Annotated in this window: 14 protein-coding genes, 2 tRNA genes and 1 pseudogene; 6 read left to right on the top strand and 11 right to left on the bottom strand. The window is 64.6% G+C overall.

Annotated elements, in window-relative coordinates; translation table 11 throughout:
- Positions 1–402: 402 nt before the first annotated feature.
- Positions 403–906 (bottom strand): MucR family transcriptional regulator, encoded by a 504-nt coding sequence (locus tag A3OK_RS0117260; protein ID WP_019906141.1) that lies wholly within the window; start codon positions 904–906, stop codon positions 403–405.
- A gap of 568 nt (positions 907–1,474) precedes the next feature.
- Positions 1,475–2,137: a class II aldolase/adducin family protein gene (locus A3OK_RS0117265; protein WP_019906142.1), complete on the bottom strand. Its 663-nt coding sequence runs from the start codon at positions 2,135–2,137 to the stop codon at positions 1,475–1,477.
- Positions 2,138–2,235: 98 nt separating this feature from the next.
- On the opposite strand from A3OK_RS0117265, the gene A3OK_RS0117270 reads away from it, so the two are divergent.
- Positions 2,236–4,848 (top strand): bifunctional acetate--CoA ligase family protein/GNAT family N-acetyltransferase, encoded by a 2,613-nt coding sequence (locus A3OK_RS0117270; RefSeq protein ID WP_019906143.1) that lies wholly within the window; start codon positions 2,236–2,238, stop codon positions 4,846–4,848.
- Positions 4,849–4,928: 80 nt separating this feature from the next.
- Here the strand turns inward: A3OK_RS0117270 and A3OK_RS0117275 are convergent, their stop codons facing one another.
- The 4 genes from A3OK_RS0117275 to A3OK_RS0117290 form a co-directional block, all read right to left on the bottom strand.
- The gene (locus A3OK_RS0117275) at positions 4,929–5,657 is read right to left on the bottom strand and encodes an ABC transporter permease (protein ID WP_019906144.1); all 729 of its coding nucleotides are present in this window, start codon (positions 5,655–5,657) and stop codon (positions 4,929–4,931) included.
- 217 nt (positions 5,658–5,874) lie between these two features.
- On the bottom strand, positions 5,875–7,212 hold the full coding sequence (locus tag A3OK_RS0117280) for a hypothetical protein (protein ID WP_245259377.1): 1,338 nt from the start codon (positions 7,210–7,212) through the stop codon (positions 5,875–5,877).
- A 353-nt stretch (positions 7,213–7,565) separates the two neighbouring features.
- Complete coding sequence (locus A3OK_RS0117285) at positions 7,566–7,910, bottom strand: hypothetical protein (protein WP_019906146.1); 345 nt, start codon at positions 7,908–7,910, stop codon at positions 7,566–7,568.
- Positions 7,911–8,048: 138 nt separating this feature from the next.
- Positions 8,049–8,534: an SRPBCC family protein gene (locus A3OK_RS0117290; RefSeq protein WP_019906147.1), complete on the bottom strand. Its 486-nt coding sequence runs from the start codon at positions 8,532–8,534 to the stop codon at positions 8,049–8,051.
- A 499-nt stretch (positions 8,535–9,033) separates the two neighbouring features.
- On the opposite strand from A3OK_RS0117290, the gene A3OK_RS0117295 reads away from it, so the two are divergent.
- Complete coding sequence (locus A3OK_RS0117295) at positions 9,034–10,608, top strand: 2-isopropylmalate synthase (protein ID WP_019906148.1); 1,575 nt, start codon at positions 9,034–9,036, stop codon at positions 10,606–10,608.
- Between the two features lie 103 nt (positions 10,609–10,711).
- Positions 10,712–10,787 (top strand) — tRNA-Lys (locus tag A3OK_RS0117300).
- Between the two features lie 108 nt (positions 10,788–10,895).
- Here the strand turns inward: A3OK_RS0117300 and A3OK_RS23025 are convergent.
- On the bottom strand, positions 10,896–11,609 hold the full coding sequence (locus tag A3OK_RS23025) for an IS3 family transposase (RefSeq protein ID WP_245259445.1): 714 nt from the start codon (positions 11,607–11,609) through the stop codon (positions 10,896–10,898).
- 99 nt (positions 11,610–11,708) lie between these two features.
- Here A3OK_RS23025 and A3OK_RS23030 point away from each other — a divergent pair.
- Positions 11,709–12,895: pseudogene (locus A3OK_RS23030) on the top strand (IS3 family transposase).
- Between the two features lie 183 nt (positions 12,896–13,078).
- Here the strand turns inward: A3OK_RS23030 and A3OK_RS0117320 are convergent.
- The 3 genes from A3OK_RS0117320 to A3OK_RS0117340 form a co-directional block, all read right to left on the bottom strand.
- Positions 13,079–13,336: a hypothetical protein gene (locus tag A3OK_RS0117320; RefSeq protein WP_019906152.1), complete on the bottom strand. Its 258-nt coding sequence runs from the start codon at positions 13,334–13,336 to the stop codon at positions 13,079–13,081.
- A 729-nt stretch (positions 13,337–14,065) separates the two neighbouring features.
- Entirely contained in the window at positions 14,066–14,518 is a 453-nt protein-coding gene (locus A3OK_RS0117335; protein WP_019906155.1) for a hypothetical protein, read from the bottom strand.
- Between the two features lie 395 nt (positions 14,519–14,913).
- Positions 14,914–14,990, bottom strand: a tRNA-Arg gene (locus A3OK_RS0117340).
- Between the two features lie 208 nt (positions 14,991–15,198).
- On the opposite strand from A3OK_RS0117340, the gene A3OK_RS0117345 reads away from it, so the two are divergent.
- Positions 15,199–16,248 (top strand): cysteine synthase A, encoded by a 1,050-nt coding sequence (locus A3OK_RS0117345; RefSeq protein ID WP_019906156.1) that lies wholly within the window; start codon positions 15,199–15,201, stop codon positions 16,246–16,248.
- A gap of 133 nt (positions 16,249–16,381) precedes the next feature.
- Positions 16,382–16,537 carry a hypothetical protein gene (locus A3OK_RS24160; protein WP_018046049.1) on the top strand — a complete coding sequence of 52 codons (156 nt, stop codon included), beginning with the start codon at positions 16,382–16,384 and terminating at the stop codon, positions 16,535–16,537.
- Positions 16,538–16,628: 91 nt separating this feature from the next.
- Here the strand turns inward: A3OK_RS24160 and A3OK_RS0117355 are convergent, their stop codons facing one another.
- Positions 16,629–18,092 (bottom strand): trypsin-like peptidase domain-containing protein, encoded by a 1,464-nt coding sequence (locus A3OK_RS0117355; RefSeq protein ID WP_019906157.1) that lies wholly within the window; start codon positions 18,090–18,092, stop codon positions 16,629–16,631.
- Positions 18,093–18,174 lie beyond the last annotated feature (82 nt).

Below are 18,174 nucleotides of genomic sequence, written 5' to 3' on the forward strand. Positions count from 1 at the left end.
GTCCGACGATGAAACGAGGGAAGATTCGAGATGTCGCTGAGACGTGTCTCGAAAAACTATCATTCCGATGCAACAAGACGCCGGCTGTCGGCGATATATGAATCGTCGATCAGAAATGATTGCTTATCTAAAGCGGTTCTCAATATATTTTATTCGGCTGACAGCTATTCTTCGTCTTCCGTCATTGAGTTCAAAACAAAATTTTGGGTTATTTGCTCAAAGAGTCACGACCTACGCAGTACTCGATCAAGAAACTCTCCTGTGGAAAATTTCTGCGATCGAGCATTGGCAGTGACCCGAGCACTTCGGCACGGGCCCAGAGCGAAGGTCTTCCTTCGGTGATCCGCCGCAAGATCCCGATCTTGCCGAGGCAGGCCGTTCAGGCCCGCCATGGAACGATATCTACGCTGTAGCGGCTACGGCAGCCGTGCGGGGACGACGTCCACGCGGTGCGGGTGCCGCGGGTGCCTCAGCCGCGGGAGCCTTGGCGCGGGTCTTCCTGCGCTGTTGCCCGAGACCCATATTCTTCGCGAGTTCCGACCGCGCGGCCGCGTAATTGGGTGCGACCATCGGATAGTCGCTCGGGAGGTTCCATTTCGCGCGGTATTCTTCCGGCGTCATGGAATAGCGCGTCCGAAGGTGGCGCTTCAGCGATTTGAATTTCTTGCCGTCTTCGAGACAGATGACGAAGTCTGGCGTGATCGAGCGCTTGATGGACACGGCCGGTGTCAGAGGCTCGACCTTCGCCGGAGCGGCGGACGCCGAGAGGCTGCCCAGCGTCGCATGAATCGACGCGATGAGCGCCGGAATATCGGAAACCGGCACGGAATTGTTGCTTACGAAGGCCGAGACGATATCCGCCGTAAGCTCTATGTAATCCGTTACAAAGTCGTTCTCGACGTCCACGTTCGCCTCCGAAAATTATCACAGCCTAACCGACCAGACTGAGGTGCCAGTCGAACCAGGCGGCAAGATCTTGCATCAGCTAGGATTGACTAGGACGTTCGTATGCTAGCCGTTAACAAAGCGCAAGAGGCTCTGACAAGACGAGGGTGCTGCCGACAATTGAGAAGAAGCTTTGGTTGTGCTGTAGCGACGCCTGGATTTTGCATAATCGTTTGATGACATCGCGATGATATGAAATTTTTTAGCTCGCTCGGCCTGAAAAAAAATGCGCTCGATCATGAAATGCGCAAGTTATTTATAAAATCGGGCGGCGGCGATCAGTAACAGAGCTATTTTGGTTCGGCTTCGCAACTTACGATGCGTGTCCTCGAAATAGATTGCACGCAACATAATCACAGGCAGTAAGGGTGGTCCTTCAAATTTTTTTTCGCCCCTCCCGCAAAGATCACGTCGATATTCAATATCCAGCCCGGACCAGAAAAGGCCGCTCTCAACTTCGGATATGGGGCCTTGCAGTCACGCCTACGTATTCATCCCGAGACGAGTCTTCACCAAACGCCCCCTTCGCTCATGGCATCTCGGTCCTGCTACGCGGTCCGTAGCTTTCGAACCGCTTCACGGTTCGCGCGATCTCGGCGTCCGAGAGGATGACCGGCTGCCCGACCTGCAGCGCGACGGCATACTGGCGGCACAGGGCCTCCATCTCCACCGCCAGCCAGAGAGCCTTGGCGAGATCTCTGCCCGTCGCGATCATCCCATGGTTGGCCAGCAGGCATCCCAGACGACCATCGAGAGCGGTGACTGCCGCGATCGATAGCTCTTCCGTGCCATAGGGAGCGTAGGGCGCGCAGCGGATCGTCGGGCCGCCGGCGGCGGCAATCATGTAATGGACGGCCGGGATCTCACGCCCGCACATGGCGAAGGCGGTACAATACGTCGGATGTGCATGCACGACGGCGCCGATTTCGGGCCTCTGCCGCAGGATGTCGCGATGGAAGCGCCATTCGGACGAGGGGACAAGAGCATGCCGATGCGTCCCCTCCATCGTCATCGGTACGATGTCGTCGGGCCGCAATTCATCGGCCGGGATGCCTGAAGGTGTCATGAGAAAGCCGTCGCCGAAACGTACGGAGACGTTGCCGGCGGTGCCCTGGCTCAATCCCAGCGTGATCAGGGATCGCATCGCCTCGACGATCGCGCCGGAAATCTCGTAAGCTGCCGTCTCTGACATTTTCTTCCCCCGATCGTGAGTGATCCGCGCCTATACCTTGCCGCTCGGCGCGATGTCGCAATCCTTCGCGCCGGCCCGAACGAAGGTCACGCCCGTCCATGAGCACCTATCGTTTCGAGGCGTTGCTGGCGCCACGGACGATCGCGATCGTCGGCTTCGGCCGCAGCGCGCTCGGTCTTGCCGTGGCCGGTAACCTGGCCAAGGCCGGGTTCGGCGGTTCGGTCCACCTCGTCGGCGAGACGGGACTTCCGACCCTCGACGATCTGCCCGTGACGCCGGATCTCGTCGTGATCGTGGCGGAAGCCCCAGCAGTCGAGGGCTGGGTCGACAAGGCGGGCCTGCGAGGTGCCGCCGTGGCCGTCATCCTCACCTCCGACATGCCGGCCGACCTGTGCGAGGCGGTGCGCAACCGTGCCAGACGATGGGGCATGCGCCTCCTCGGTCCCAACAGCATGGGGCTGATGGTGCCGCGCGCGGCGCTCGATGCGAGCCTGTTCGCGGGGACCCCGAAGGCGGGCGATCTCGCCCTCATCTCGCAATCGGGCACGGTGGCGGCCGGCATCGTCGCCTGGGCGGCGCATCGCGACGTCGGATTCTCGGCCATCCTGTCGCTCGGCACCGCCTGCGATATCGACATCGCCGATTGCCTCGACCATTTCGCGGCCGACATCCACACGCGGGCGATCCTGCTGTCGTTGAACGTGATCCCCAACGCCCGCAAGTTCATGTCGGCCGCCCGTGCCGCGGCGCGGGCCAAGCCCGTCCTCGTCCTGCGCACGGGTCGCCATGAGGCCCCCCTGCGCCACACCGTCACTCATACCGGCGCCCTTGCCCGGCCGGATGCCGTCTACGAGGCGGCGTTTCGCCGGGCGGGTCTGCTGAGCGTCGATGGGCTCGACGCCATGTTCTCGGCGGCGGAGACCCTCGGCCGGCAACGACCCTTCCCCGGCCAGCGCCTCGCCATCCTCGGCAATGGCGAGGGCATCGGAGCGCTCGCCGCCGACAGGCTCGCGGATCGGGGCGGCACGCTGGCCGCGACAGGGGCGGGCGGCAATCCCGCCGATCTCGGCGTCGAGGCCGACGCCCTGGCCTATGCCGGCGCCCTCGCCCCCCTCCTCGCCGATCCCGCCAACGACGCCGTGCTGGCGATCCACGTGCCCACCGCCCGCTCCGACAGTGCCGGCGTCGCCTCGGCCATCGCCGACACGGTGAGCGCCGCCAGACGCAAGGGCGGACGGCGCAAGCCCGTCTTCGCGGTGACGGTCGGCGATGACGGAGAGGCCGGGGCGGTGCTCGCCGCTGCCGGAATCCCGCGCTTCGCCACCGACGCGGATGCCGTCGAGGGTTTCATGCACCTCGTCCGCTACCGCGAGGCGCAGGACGACCTGATGCGCACACCGGATTCGCTGCCCCGCGAATTCTCACCCGACGTCGAGGCCGCCCGCGCGATCGTCGCCACCGCTCTCGAAGCAGGAGAGACCTGGCTCGATCCCCTCGCCGTGGCAGGCCTGCTCACCGCCTATCGTATCGACAGCGTGCCGCTCACGCTCGCCCCCGACATCGATGCGGCAGCCGCCGCCGCCTGGCCCATCATCGCCGAGGGCAGCGCGGTGGCGTTGAAGGTGGTCTCGCCGGATATCGTCCACAAATCAGATGTCGGCGGGGTTCGCCTCGACCTCACCAGCGAGGCGGATGTGCGGGCCGCCGCCGCCGATATTCTCACCCGTTCCCGGCGCCAGCGGCCGGATGCGCGGATCATGGGATTCGCGGTCCAGCCCATGATCCGCAAGGGCAAGCGCCGCGAACTCATCGCCGGCCTTGCCGAGGACCCCGTCTTCGGCCCCGTCGTGGTGTTCGGCCGGGGCGGCGTCGCCGTGGAAGTCATCGACGACCGGGCACTCAGCCTGCCTCCCCTCGATCTCCGGCTCGCCAGCGAACTCATCGACCGCACGCGGGTGGCACGGCGGCTCGCCGCCTATCGTGACGTGCCGGCAGTGGATCGGAGGGCGCTCGGCCTCGTCCTCGTCAAGCTCGCACAGCTCTCGGCCGACCTGCCGGAGGTGCGCGAACTCGACATCAATCCCTTGCTCGCCGACGCCAACGGCGTGCTGGCCCTCGATGCCCGTGTGATGATCGGCCCCGCACCGGAACGGCGCGGCGGCACTCATAATCCGCGCTTCGCCATCCGCCCCTATCCGGTGGAATGGGAGCGCAATCTCGTCCTGAAGCGCGAGAAGATCACCGTGCGTCCGGTCAGGCCGGAAGACGAGGGGCTGTTCAAGACCTTCTTCGAGCAGGTCAGCGCCGAGGATCTGCGCCTGCGCTTCTTCATGCCGGTGCGCGACTTCAACCACGCCTTCCTGGCGCGGTTGACGCAGCTCGACTACGCCCGTGCCATCGCCTTCGTCGCCATCGAGGCGGAGACGGCGTCGATGCTCGGTGCGGTTCGCCTGCATGCGGACGCCAACCACGAGAGCGGCGAATACGCCATCCTCATCCGCAGCGACCGAAAGGGCACCGGACTCGGCTTCGCATTGATGCAGTTGATGATCGACTGGGCGCGGGCGGAGGGCCTCCAGCGCATCGAGGGCACCGTGCTCCGCGAGAACCGCGCCATGCTGGCCGTGTGCCGCCGCCTCGGATTCGCGGCCCAGCCGGACAAGGACGATGGCACCGTGATGAAGGTGAGCTTGGCGCTTTCAGGGATGTGAAGCAGCGGTGATGGAAAGCTCCCCGCATGAGTGGAGCGACAAGATTGATCCTCCGCTCCACTTTTTCCTAACAAATTCAATCAGGCATCTTCTCTGTTGTTATATAAGATAATACCAACAACGAGAGTTCCGACTGACCATTTGGCAAGATATATTCCGTCTAAACTTGCAACCGGATAATTCGGGTAAATGCCCCATCGGAATAGTTCGATGACATGGGAAAGCGGATTCCACGCATATATCGTTCGCATGGGCTCGGGAGTCAGGTCCACCGTCTTGAAAGCTCCGCTGAACATCATCAGAGGTCGACTGAGGAAGGCGTAGATCTTTGCCCATCCGGGGAAGTAAGACCGGATCGCAGAGTTGATGAGGGCAGTTCCAAGTGCGAGACAGCTGACCGCCAGAAGACTGAGCGCACATTTCTCCGGCGCCCAAGGTGCCGCTTCGGGTATACCGTACAGCCACATGGTCAGGAAGAATAGAAACATCAGAGCAATGTTTTGAAATTGCTGTATTAGAAAACGTGCGAGCAAAAAATCGAAGGGTTTTACAAAATAGTATTCAGCCGTCCGCGACTTGAGCGCCCGAACGCCGCGAGCACAACGACGAAATATGTAGAACGGAAAGACCCCGGCTCCCATGAAGAGAACGACTGAAGAACCGAAAGGGGGCACCTTTCCGAAGAGATAAATCCGCATCGCGGCGACTGTCAGAATGATGAAAATCGGCTCGACGAAAATCAAGATTCCTATCAGCGGATTATAATTACGGAAGCGGAATCCAAAATCCCTGACGATCAAGGAGACCATGATTGTCAGCCACGGCCTCGCGGTCCGTCTTGAGCGCGGCGTCGGAAGGACAATAGAGGAATCTGACATCGTCAATGATGATCCGATAATGCCGCCTGAAACGAAGCTGCCGCTTCCCAGACCGACGTGTGTTCAACCTTCTTGTCGGTTGCTGGCACTGGTCGAAGTCATTGACCGAAGCAGATGATCTAGACGCATCGGTCGAAGGTTTGTGCCATTAGGCACGGCTATTCTGGATCGACCGCAGGGACAGCAGACCGACGAACCAGACGATCGATAGCAGAAGCGCTGCGAGTATCATCCAAAGGAAGACACGTGGGCCACCGGCGCTTTCTGGGAGAGCAGGGCGGACGTAGGGCGTGAGGTAGAGGTGCTGGGCCGCAGCACTCGCGCGCGCGCGATCCAGGGATTGTAGCGACGTCAGAAGGATCGCCTGCGCGTATTGCCGATCCATGTCGAGCGCCTCGAACCGGGCCACGACGCCGGCCAGGACGTTGCGACCGGAGCGGCTGCCCGAGACCTCACGCTCGACGGAGGCCAGCTGTTCGCGTGCGGCCTGAACGCGGGACTTGAGCGCCAGGACCGAAGGCGCCGTCTCGCTCAGGTTCTGCCGACGGATCGTGTCGTAATCGGCCTCCAGCTGCGACACCGACCCGCGCAGGGTGCCGATGAGCTGCGTGTTGCCGGTGACGACGCTGGGAATCGGGTCGATCACCCCTTCCTTTTCGCGGAAATCCGCCATGGCGGCACGGGTCTTGTCGAGGCTCGCCTTGGCACGAACGACCTCCTGCTCGGCGAACTTGACCGCATCTTCTTCAGCGCGCTTGGCGATCTTGTTGACGAGGGTCTCCGACAGGGTAACGAGCTGATTGGCGATGGTCAGCGCGTCGTCGGGACGGAATGCCTTGATCTCGACCGACGCCAATCCGGTGAGCGGATCGAAATTCGTCCAGATCATCTTGTTCCAATGTCGCAGCAGTTGCTCCGTGGAACTGTTCTTGTCGAACCTGCTCGGCCAGTCGATCTCAGGCCTGCTGTAAATCTCCCGCACATTGACGGTCTGCGCGAGCTCGTCGAGCACCTGCCGGCTTTTGAGGTAGTCGACCACCACGAAGTTCTGGGCCGTGCCCCCGGTGACCGCCCCGCCATGGCCGCCCATGGCGCTGGCGACAGCAGCGGCCGCCGTGCCACCGCTGCTTCCCCCACCGAGCGCCCCACTCGATGGGGTTACTTCAGTGACCGAGAAACGAAATTCCGCGAAGTATTGCGGCGTCGCCATGAACAGGAAGTACAGTCCGAGCAGGCACAGCGGCAGGAGCACGACTACGGCGAAGCTGATCAGCGTGGTGCCCCAGCCATTTTCGGGCGGCGGCAAGGGAACGAGGGAAAAAGTATCGTCGTCCTCGGAACCGAGCGCCAGATCCCGCCTGGTCTCGTCATCCCGCTGCGGGACCAGTTCACGATCCTCGTTGACAGCCAGTTCGTTGGCCCGCGCACGCTCTTCCTGGGCCACGGCTTCCTTCGACTGGAGCGCGGTGACCTTGGCGGTCGGCAATCGCGTGATGTTGTTGGGCGCTGAGCTCATGCGTCGCGGGGCCTGTCACCGAAATTTTGTCGGCCTGGACAATAGGTGATTTCCCGGCCCTTTTATGGCAGCGCACCAGGGATGTGGCAGGTGTGACTTTCCGGTTGCCTGACAAGGACCTGCGAGTTTTCGAAGAGGATATGGCGCCGGTCCTCTCAGGCACCGACTTCCGCCTCACGCGTTCACATGAAGAAACGGTCTGACATTAAAGCGGTCACACCTTCGTGATGGCGTGAGGATGCTTCGGCTGCGCCCCTTCATCGGCGCGGAAAACGCCCGACTGTCTCTCGGAGAGGTCGATACAGGGGACGGTTACCTCGGATCTACGGATAGCCGTAGCGAGCCTTGGCGGCAGCGAGGAGACCGATCGCCTCCCGGTCCCGGCCGGCGCGACAGGCCTCGGCAGCACGCGCGAGATCGCCCGAGAAGCGCGCGCCCACCGGCTGGTTGAGGTTGCCGGTCGCAACGTCGCTGTCGACGACGGCCTGGGTGCGGGCGATGCCCGGACCGCAGCCGGAACCTTCCGGCAAGGGTGCCATGACCGGGACGGCGACGGGTGCGGCCGCCGTCGGGGACGGGCCGGACGAGGTGCAGGCCCCGAGCGCGGCGGCAAGGCAGACGACGAGCGGCAGGCTGGCGCGCTGCATGGACACGGCGTTCCTGATCACGGGGTTTTCCTTCGGCGTTCCGGCAGAAGGTGCCGGCGCGGCGTGGCTGCCGCGCCGGGTCTTTGCCCTCGCGCAAGGAACGCGTCAATCACGAGATTCGGGGGCGAAACGGCCTCCGTCGATCCCGGTAAACGCGTTCTACTTCGCCTTCTCGGCAATCGACGCGAGGCCGGATTCGTAGATGCCCGTGATGGCGTCCGTCGCCACCGCGTCCGGTGCGCCCTTGGCCTTGAAGCTTCCCTTCCACGTCACCGTCGATCCGGATCCTTTCGGGCTCACGGCGATGGTCGAGGAATAGTCGGAGACCGGCAGCGGGCTCTCGACGATGGCGTAGGTGTAGCTCATCGCCTTGTCGTCGCGCGCCGTCTGCGATTCGACGATGGAGCCACCGCCCTTGAGGCTGAGGGTGCGCAGCATCGTACCGCCCTTGGTGGAGGGTTCGCATTTGGCGATGGCCGGGTGCCAGTTTCCGATGCCGCAGAAATCGCCGATCGTCGACCAGACCTTGGCCGGGGGAGCGGCGACATCGATCGTCTTGGTGAGATCGATGGCGAAGCCGGGAACGGTGCCGGCGATCAGGGCCAGGCCGGGTAGCACGAAGCGACGCGTAAGAATGCGCGACATGGGAGGCGGTTCCTTCCGATATTGTTATGTCGGCGCGGTGAGATTTCCGCGCCGTGCCGCTGAACGGGTGCTGGTCAAGCTAGGCGCGATCCGGCGCCCGACAATGACCGCGGCGTTGCCCACGGAGATTTGATACGGGCGCGAGGCGGTGCGGTGCGATCCTTGTCAACGCGGGCGGCGAAGGGTACGAAGCCGCTAGGTTGCGCCGCCTGCGCGCCTGTCACGCCATTCGGGAGAGACGAGCCTTGGCCAGCGCCGGCTCCACGCACGGAACCGCAGACGCCGCCTTCGCGGCAGCGCGCGGTCATGCGCGTCCCCAGGCGCTTCTCGCCGGCCTCCTCCTCCTTATCCGCCCCTGAGGGCCGGCTGGGCGCCTGCGCCTGGGCATTCAGGGGATCGTTTCGCGACGGAAGGGTCTCGACAGGCCTCGTCGAACCGATCGATGGATTCAAAGGCGCCGTGTCCCCAAGCGACCGCGCCTCCGACAGGACGACACGCCATGACCGACATCACCAGCCAGCCGACGGTTTCCCCGAAGGACAGGGTCCTCATCTTCGACACCACCTTGCGCGACGGCGAGCAGTGCCCGGGCGCGACCATGACCCTCGACGAGAAGCTGGCGGTCGCCGAACTGCTCGATACGATGGGCGTCGACATCATCGAGGCGGGCTTCCCCATCGCCTCGATCGGTGATTTCGAGGCCGTGTCCGAGATCGCCCGCCGCTCCAGGCGCGCCACCATCGCGGGGCTGGCCCGCGCGATTCCCGCCGATATCGCGCGGGCCGGCGAGGCTGTGCGTCACGCCCGGCGCGGGCGCATCCATACCTTCGTCTCGACCTCGCCGATCCATCTCGCCTACCAGATGCGCAAGACCCAGGACGAGGTCATCGAGATCATCCTCAAGACCGTGGCCCAGGCCCGCGACCTCGTCGAGGACGTGGAATGGTCGGCCATGGATGCGACCCGCACGCCGATCGACTACCTGTGCCGCTGCGTCGAGGCCGCGATCCGGGCCGGCGCAACGACGATCAACCTGCCCGACACGGTGGGCTACGCCACACCCGACGAATACCGCAGCATGTTCCGCCAGGTTCGCGAGCGGGTGCCGAATGCCGACAAGGCGATCTTCTCGGTCCATTGCCACGACGATCTCGGCCTCGCCATCGCCAACTCGCTGGCCGGCGTCGAGGGCGGCGCCCGGCAGGTCGAGTGCACCGTGAACGGCATCGGCGAACGCGCCGGCAACGCGGCTTTGGAGGAGATCGTCATGGCGATCCGCACACGCGGCGACGTGATGCCCTACGAGACAGGCATCGAGACCACGATGCTGACCCGCGCCTCGAAGCTCGTCTCGCACGCGACGAACTTCCCCGTGCAGTACAACAAGGCCATCGTCGGCCGGAACGCCTTCGCGCACGAGAGCGGCATCCACCAGGACGGGATGCTCAAGCACACCGAGACCTACGAGATCATGACGCCGGCCTCCGTCGGCGTCGCCAAGACCTCCCTGGTCATGGGGAAGCATTCCGGGCGCGCCGCCTTCCGCTCGAAACTGGAGGAACTCGGCCTCCAGCTCGCCGACAACCAGCTGCAGGACGCGTTCGAGCGATTCAAGGCGCTCGCCGACCGCAAGAAGCACGTCTACGACGAGGATATCGAGGCCCTGGTCGACGAAAACCTCGCCACGGCGCACGATCGCATCCGCCTCGTCTCGCTCTCGGTCATCGCCGGCACGCGCGGTCCGCAGCGGGCGACCTTGAAGCTCGCCATCGACGACCGCATCGTCACCGAGGAAGCCGATGGCAACGGCCCGGTGGACGCCGTCTTCAACGCGATCCAGGCCCTGGTGCCGCATGAGGCGCAGCTCGAACTCTACAAGGTCGATGCCGTGACCCAGGGCACCGACGCCCAGGCCGAGGTCTCCGTGCGCCTCAAGGACGGCGAGCGCAGCGTGACGGCGCGGGGCGCCGATCCCGACACGCTGGTGGCCTCGGCCCGCGCCTATCTCTCGGCCCTGAACAAGCTCTCCGCCACGGCGGTGCGCCTGCACGCCCAGCACCCGGCGACGGTTTAGCCGGGAAAATGAGGCCCCGGGGGTGGACACCCCCTGGGGCCTTTGCTATCAGCCCCCTCGTCGCAGCGGGCTTGGTGGACCGCAGCGACCGCCGTAAGGCGATGGGTGCATAGCTCAGTTGGTAGAGCAGCTGACTCTTAATCAGCGGGTCCAAGGTTCGAACCCTTGTGCACCCACCAAATATCTCACTGACTTAGGTGACTTTGCAGCTCAGCCCCGTCAGGTTGGGACTGCAACTGGGCTGCAGTAGACAGCTTTGATCCTCCCCCGCCTTCACGGACACGGGTTCAGCTCGCGTTCCGCTCGGCCTGCTCGGGCGTGATGTCGCCGAGAGCTGAGTGTATGCGCTGTCGATTGTAGTAGCCTTCGATGAAGGCGAACAAGTCGCGTCGGGCCTCCTCCCGGGTCGCCCATCGTCGTTGGTGGACGAGTTCGACCTTGAGGGTGTGGAAGAAGCTTTCCATCGGGGCGTTATCGTAGCAGCAGCCGGTCCGGCTCATGGAGGGTATCGCCTTCATGCCGACGAGCTGCGCTCGGTAGGCCTCGGCGGCGTATTGGCTGCCGCGATCCGAGTGGCAGATGAGGCCAGCCCCCGGTCGCTGCCGTTGGGTGGCCATCATCAGGGCCGCCGACGTCAGTTCGGTCCGCATGTGCTCGCGCATGGACCAGCCGACGATCTTGCGAGTGGCGAGATCGAGGACGGCGGCCAGGTAGAGCCAGCCCTCTCCGGTGGGGAGGTAGGTGATATCGGCCAGCCAGACGGTGTTGGGCAGCGCGGCGGAGAAATGCTGCTTGGTGGCAACAGAGATGGTCTTTACATTTTCGACCATCTCGCCGTATTCGCCATCCACGATGCTGTAGCCCAGGCTCTCCAGGCGGGTTCGGAAGCTCTCTTCGCCAATCGGGTTGCCCCGGATGCGCTGCAGCTCCTGGACGTACTCGGCATGCAGCAAGCGCAGCGAGAGGCTACCGCTCTCGGCACGCTCGACGTTGGCGCGCATGTAGCGCTGCACGGTGACGGCCTCGAACCGCCGACCTGATCCTCCCCCTGGTTTCACGGACACCTCTGATACGCTCGTTACGGGCGGGGAAGGTGTTTGATGACCAAGACGAGACGCGAGTTCACACCCGAGTTCAAACGTGAGGCGGTGGCCTTGCTGGAGAGCAGTGGCCGCCCGCAGATGCAGATCGCGGCCGAACTTGGAATCCAACCCTCCATGCTGAGGCAGTGGCGCACGGCGCTGATGGGGGGCTCTTCACCGCCACCACGGGCAGCAGCATCACCAGGAGCCGCGCCTGCGAGCCCGGTGGCTTCCCCCTCCGACCAGGCCGCTGAGATTGCCCGTCTGCGGCGTGAACTCGACCGGACGCGCATGGAGCGCGACGTCCTAAAAAAAGCGATCGGCATCTTTGCGGAGATGCCCAAGTAACGTTCGCTTTCATCGAGCAGCATGCGGGCACCTGGCCGGTGCGTCTCATGTGCCGCGTGCTCGAAGTCTCTCACAGCGGCTACTACGACTGGCGATCACGCTCCGAGAGCGCCTAGGCGACGTCCAACCGTCAACTCCTCGACGACGTCCGGCATATCCACACCGGGCATCACAGGCGCTACGGCTCGCCTCGGATTCATGCTGCCCTTTGCGCGGAGGGCCGAACGGCCAGTCGCGGGCGGGTGGAGCGCCTGATGCGCCGTCATGGCATTCAGGCTCTGGCAGGGCGTCGATTTCGGCCCTGCACCACCGACAGCCGCCACGATCTGCCGATCGCGCCGAACCTCTTGAGGCAGCATTTCTCCGCCGCGCTGCCCAACACCGTCTGGCTGGCCGATATCACCTACCTCCCCACCGGAGAGGGCTGGCTCTACCTGGCCGCCGTCCTCGATCTCGCCACTCGCAAGATCGTCGGCTGGTCCATGCGCGAGCACATGCGGACCGAACTGACGTCGGCGGCCCTGATGATGGCCACCCAACGGCAGCGACCGGGGGCTGGCCTCATCTGCCACTCGGATCGCGGCAGCCAATACGCCGCCGAGGCCTACCGAGCGCAGCTCGTCGGCATGAAGGCGATACCCTCCATGAGCCGGACCGGCTGCTGCTACGATAACGCCCCGATGGAAAGCTTCTTCCACACCCTCAAGGTCGAACTCGTCCACCAACGACGATGGGCGACCCGGGAGGAGGCCCGACGCGACTTGTTCGCCTTCATCGAAGGCTACTACAATCGACAGCGCATACACTCAGCTCTCGGCGACATCACGCCCGAGCAGGCCGAGCGGAACGCGAGCTGAACCCGTGTCCGTGAAGGCGGGGGAGGATCAACCCTTCACATTCCAAGCTGCGGACCGCCACCGGCCTGATTTAGCTCCGCTGTAGCGGACTGGAATTGGTCCCCCCTCTCCACGCCGAAGATTGGAGCGCCGAGCGGTAAAGTCTCGCTCTCTCGGCTCAGGCCTGCGCGCGGCTCCGCCACATCACGGACGAGGTGCAGGCGCGGGGTTCTGCTGGTTGGGTCCAGGCTGCGTCGGCGCCGGCTGATTGGGGGCCTGTGGCGCGGGTGTCGGCTGCTGGGGAGCGGTCTGGGGTGCAGCTTGATTGTCCGACAGAGTCTGGCTCGCCTTGGTCTGCAGTTGATCGGCGGTTTGCTGGTTGATCAGCCCATAGGATACGGCGACGGCGAGCGCGACGGCGATGACGGCGCCGATGATGGTCTTCGTCAGCTTGTTCTGCATGGATGCGCCTCCTCTGTCCGGCTTGCCTTCAAGAAGGCCTCGACGAGCAAAGGAGTTGTCTCTCGGGCTTGTTCCGGTGAGGCTGCGGGCAAGCCTGTCCGACGTTCGGTCGGGCCCATACGATCGCGACGATGACCTCGGGTTTCGGATGTGATCGGTCGACCGGCCGTCTAGTCCATCATCCCGCGATCGAAGGACCGCCCCAAGACGGAGAGAAGATCCGTCTCGGGCTCATCCTTCGTGGCCGGCCGCTTTGGGACATCCGGAGAACTCGACGGATGCGCGCGCCCGAGCGACGAGACCATCATACGGACCGCCGCCGCCCTTCCTGACGCCAGACGCACACGCTTCCGGCGAAACGCAGCTTGGTTCAGGCCATCGCCCAGGTGAGCAACAGGATCCCACTGAGGAAAATCCCATAGGTGATCGCGATGGCAGCGATCTCACGGTGGTCGTGGACGAGATTGCGGGAAGCGAGGATCATGGCGATGACCGGCAGGGGTTCGATGCCGGCTCTATAGTCGAAGGTTCTCTAACGTGGGGTCGTCATGAATGGTTAATTTCATCTTAACCATTTGGTGTCGCGCGTAGGTCACACATGATGTGCAGGAACGCCCGCCCCGGCTCGTCCCGACGGCCTGCCTTGAGCATGTCGAAACGGAGCGATCGGTCGTATCAACCGCTCGGAGAGTGAGGGCGAGGGTTTCGCACTCACCCCACGCGGTCGTCTCACGACAGGATGGCAGGCTTCACGGGAGCCAGTCTGAGAAGCGCGTCCTTATCGACGGACAGAGCGGCTGCGACCTCTTCGAGCGCCAGATGCTCGACCTCGCTGATTCCTTCATGGTCGGCGGCATCGGCAGCGATCAGGAACACGCTGTTCCGTTGCTCGACGGACCTGTCGGCGATGGCGGCGACTCGGCTCAGATTGTCGGCCCGCCCAACACGGGTCCGAGCCCTCGCAATCCCGTCGAACAGTTCGGCCTCCAGCATCAGCGTGTCGTAGCCCTTCTCGATGATCGGGTTGGCTCGCATGGCCGCCAGGGCGACCTCGACCTCCGCCTCCTCGACCTCGCTGTCAGCCACGATGACGTTCGAGGCAGCCGACACGGCTGCATGCATCAGCGTCTTGTCGCCCATATAGGCGGTGACGCTTTCGACGAGGTCTTGGAAAATGCCCATCCCGGACTCCTATGAGCGGCCCCGGAAGGTCCGCGACGTAGCAACGCTCAAGCCGACTTTAGGTCTCGTTCGAAAAATTTCGGCGCCGGTTCCAGTTCTTATGCCCTTCCGATCAATCAAGACCCCCGGCCGTATCGAGGCCAGACGAGACCGTGTCCCACCCGCCAGCACCGACGGATCGGTGGGCCGTATCAGGTCGCTCGGGAGAATGAGGAAAGACGGCGGTGTCGAAGGGTGCCCGAGCCCATAGCGGCAATCCCCGCTCGCTCATAACGGTCCGGTTGCCGGTTCGGAGAACGGAGCGTGAGATCGGCTGGAATGTTCAGGGTGCTCGTGGTTCTACCCACAGCGTTACCCCTGCTGTTTCAGCCGGTCTGGAAACCGAGCCGAGTGTTTGGCGCGCCCGAAAGGATTCGAACCTCTGACCCCCAGATTCGTAGTCTGGTGCTCTATCCAGCTGAGCTACGGGCGCCGACCTGACCGGGGGAGAGCTGTGCGCTCCGCCGTCGGTGGGGGTGTCTAGAATCTCCTTTTCAGCTTGGCAACCCCTTCCCGACCGATCGGCCAGCCTTTCTGCGATCCATGCGATCGAGGGTGGCCGGAGGACGTGGTCTCCGTCATGCTCGCGCGTCGTCGAACGTCTTCGACGATCCTTCTTCGCAGGACATTTCCGACCAGCCATGACCACGCGCAACGCTTCCCTCTCCGGCAATGTCCTCGCCGCCATCGGCGGCACGCCGCTGATCCGCCTGTCGCGCGCCTCGGACCTCACCGGCTGCACCATCCTCGGCAAGGCCGAGTTCCTCAATCCCGGCCTGTCGGTGAAGGACAGGGCGGCCCTGTCCATCGTCGAGGATGCCGAACGGCGCGGACTGATCCGGCCGGGCGGCACCATCGTCGAGGGCACGGCGGGCAATACCGGCATCGGGCTCGCCCTCGTCGCCTCGGTGCGCGGCTACCGCACGGTCATCGTCATCCCCGAGACCCAGTCGGCCGAGAAGAAGGAAACGCTGCGGCTGGCAGGCGCCCGCCTCGTCGAGGTGCCGGCCGTGCCGTTCTCCAACCCGGACAATTACGTTCACGTGGCGCGCCGGCTCGCCGAGCGGCTGGCCGCGACGGAACTGGCCGGTGCCTTTTTCGCCAACCAGTTCGACAATATCGCCAACCGACAGGCGCATGTGGACACGACCGGCCCGGAACTCTTCGCGGCGACGGACGGGGACATCGACGGTTTCGTCTGCGCGGCCGGCACGGGGGGAACGCTCGCCGGCACCGCTCAGGCGCTACGGGCCCTGAAGCCGGGCGTCACCATCGCCCTCTCCGATCCCGAAGGCTCCGCGCTGCATGCCTATTACACCACCGGCACCCTGAAGGCCGAGGGCTCCTCGATCACCGAGGGGATCGGCCAGGGCCGGGTGACCGCCAATCTCGAAGGCTTCCGGCCAGATCATTCGTTCCGCATTCCCGACACCGAGGCCCTCGACATCGTGTTCGGACTGATGCGCGAGGAAGGCTTGAGCCTCGGCGGCTCGTCGGGAATCAACGTCGCCGGCGCGATCCGCCTGGCACAGGTTCTCGGCCCGGGCCACACCATCGCGACCATCCTGTGCGACGGGGCGGCGCGCTATGCCTCGAAGCTCTTCAACCCGACCTTCCTCACCGAACGGGGCCTGCCGGTGCCGGCCTGGCTCACGGAAAACCAGGGCGCCCTACCGGACTGGCGGGCTTGAGATCGACTTTCCTGCAACACCGTCATCAATCTGCATCATCCAGGCATCCGAGCGTTGAACGGAATCGACGCAGGGACGTTTCACCGGTCAAGCTCAAGCAATGTTGGTTGGGCGTGACCGGAGTTTCTATCCCATGACCCTGACCACCATCCTGCTCATCATCCTGATCCTCGCGGTTCTCGGCGGCGGTAACTTTCTCGGTGGAGGCGCTTATCGCGGTCAGAGCTTCGGTCTCGGCGGCATCCTCATCATCATTCTGATCGTGCTGCTGGTCACGGGACGTCTCTGATCGCGTTATCCCAGGGACGGTGGGGTGTTCCGGCACCCCGCCGTTCCGGCGTCACCGAACTTCGCCCTTCAGACACGGCCGGGCGGCACGTCTACTGACAGGTGAGGCTCACCACCGAGCCGGCAGCCCCGTGGGCGACCGCGCCGATCGTGGACCCCGACCTTTCCGCCGCCAGCCCCGACGAAATTCCGTTCTCGCTGAGGAACGCCATCGCCATGCGACCGCTCACCAGCGGATAGCTCATCGGCGGAGCCACTCCGGCGACGAGGCGCGGCGCCGCTGGATAACGGGCGACGATGCCCGCCAGCGTCCCGTCACGGGCGAGCACGACGGCACCCGACGATCCGGGCTGGAGCGGCGCATAGAGCCTGTCATGACCGGATTCTCCGGACGACACGGCGACGCCTCCCCCGGCATCGGCTCCGATCACCACGACCGCATCGCCCGGCGCCAGCGCGGCTTCGCGCCCGGCCAAAGCGGCGGCGCGGGTCTTCAGGCCGGGCGCTTCCAGCAGGGCGAGACCGCGACCCTTATCCGTCGTGATGATCTTCGCGGCCAATCCGGCGATCCGCGGGGTCGCGCAGGCTTCCAGTGCGGATGCGCTCGTGAGGATACGGCCCGGAGCGACGACGAGACCGATGGCGACCGGCGCCGCGCTCTGGCCGGGGAGCGGCATGGCTCTGGCGGCCGGGCCCGGTGCGAGCTTGTCGGCCGACGCTGCAGGCTTCGCCGACGCCGGATTGGAGGCGGCGACTTGGGCGGGCGCCGCGTCGGCCGCATCCGGAAACGGGACGAAGCTGTTGGCGATGGCGATGACGAGACGGTCCACATCCGGCCCGAGGGCCTTGTCGTAGCCGATGGTGAAGCCGCGTATCCCTAGCGGGCCGGCCGCGTAGCGGATGTAGGATTTGCCCGTCGCCGTCTCTCCGGTGACCACGAGGAAGTCAGGCCGCTTGATCTTGTAGGTCACCTTTCGGTCGGCGGCCGGCGCGGTGACGCGGGCGAACAGGGCGTCGAGATCGGCTTCCCCCGGACCGAAGGACTTGGTGTCGAGGGTGACGTGGCCATCCCCGCTCTGCCAGCGGGTGCCGCCACCTTGGGGGCTGCGCTTGGCGAGGAGGCGCTCAGGCACGCCGATGACGACGCCGCTCGCGGGATCGGGCTTCACCGTGAAACGCGCGGCCTTCCGGGCGACCTCTCCGGCCGCGAGAATCGCCGCCCGCGTCTTTGCGTCGGGGAAGCCGGGAGCCGGATTTCCGGTCCGCTTCTGGTAGGCGAGGAGCGCGTCGTAGGTGCGTCGACCGAACGTGCCGGTGATCACGCTGTTGTAGTCGCCCGTCCAGACCAGGGCGTCCTGCAACCCCTTGCGCTCGGCCTCGGGCAAAGGCTCGAACGCCGCTTTCGCGGCTTCGAAGACGGGGTCGGCCGCGGCGGCTGGCGGTGCCGGGCGTGCGGGCGCTTGAGTTTGCACTTGGGCCTGCACTTGGGCCTGGGCCGGAAGGGTGAAGCAGGCCAAAGCCGCCACCACATTTGCGAAACGAGCGCTCCGCGCCATGGTCCACGCCCTCCCGATCGCTTGTGCCGATGCCGGTCGCGAAGGTGTGGCAGAGGGACGGCTTGATTTCCAGGGCTCGTCG

This window comes from Methylobacterium sp. 77 (assembly GCF_000372825.1).
Taxonomy (GTDB): Bacteria; Pseudomonadota; Alphaproteobacteria; order Rhizobiales; family Beijerinckiaceae; genus Methylobacterium.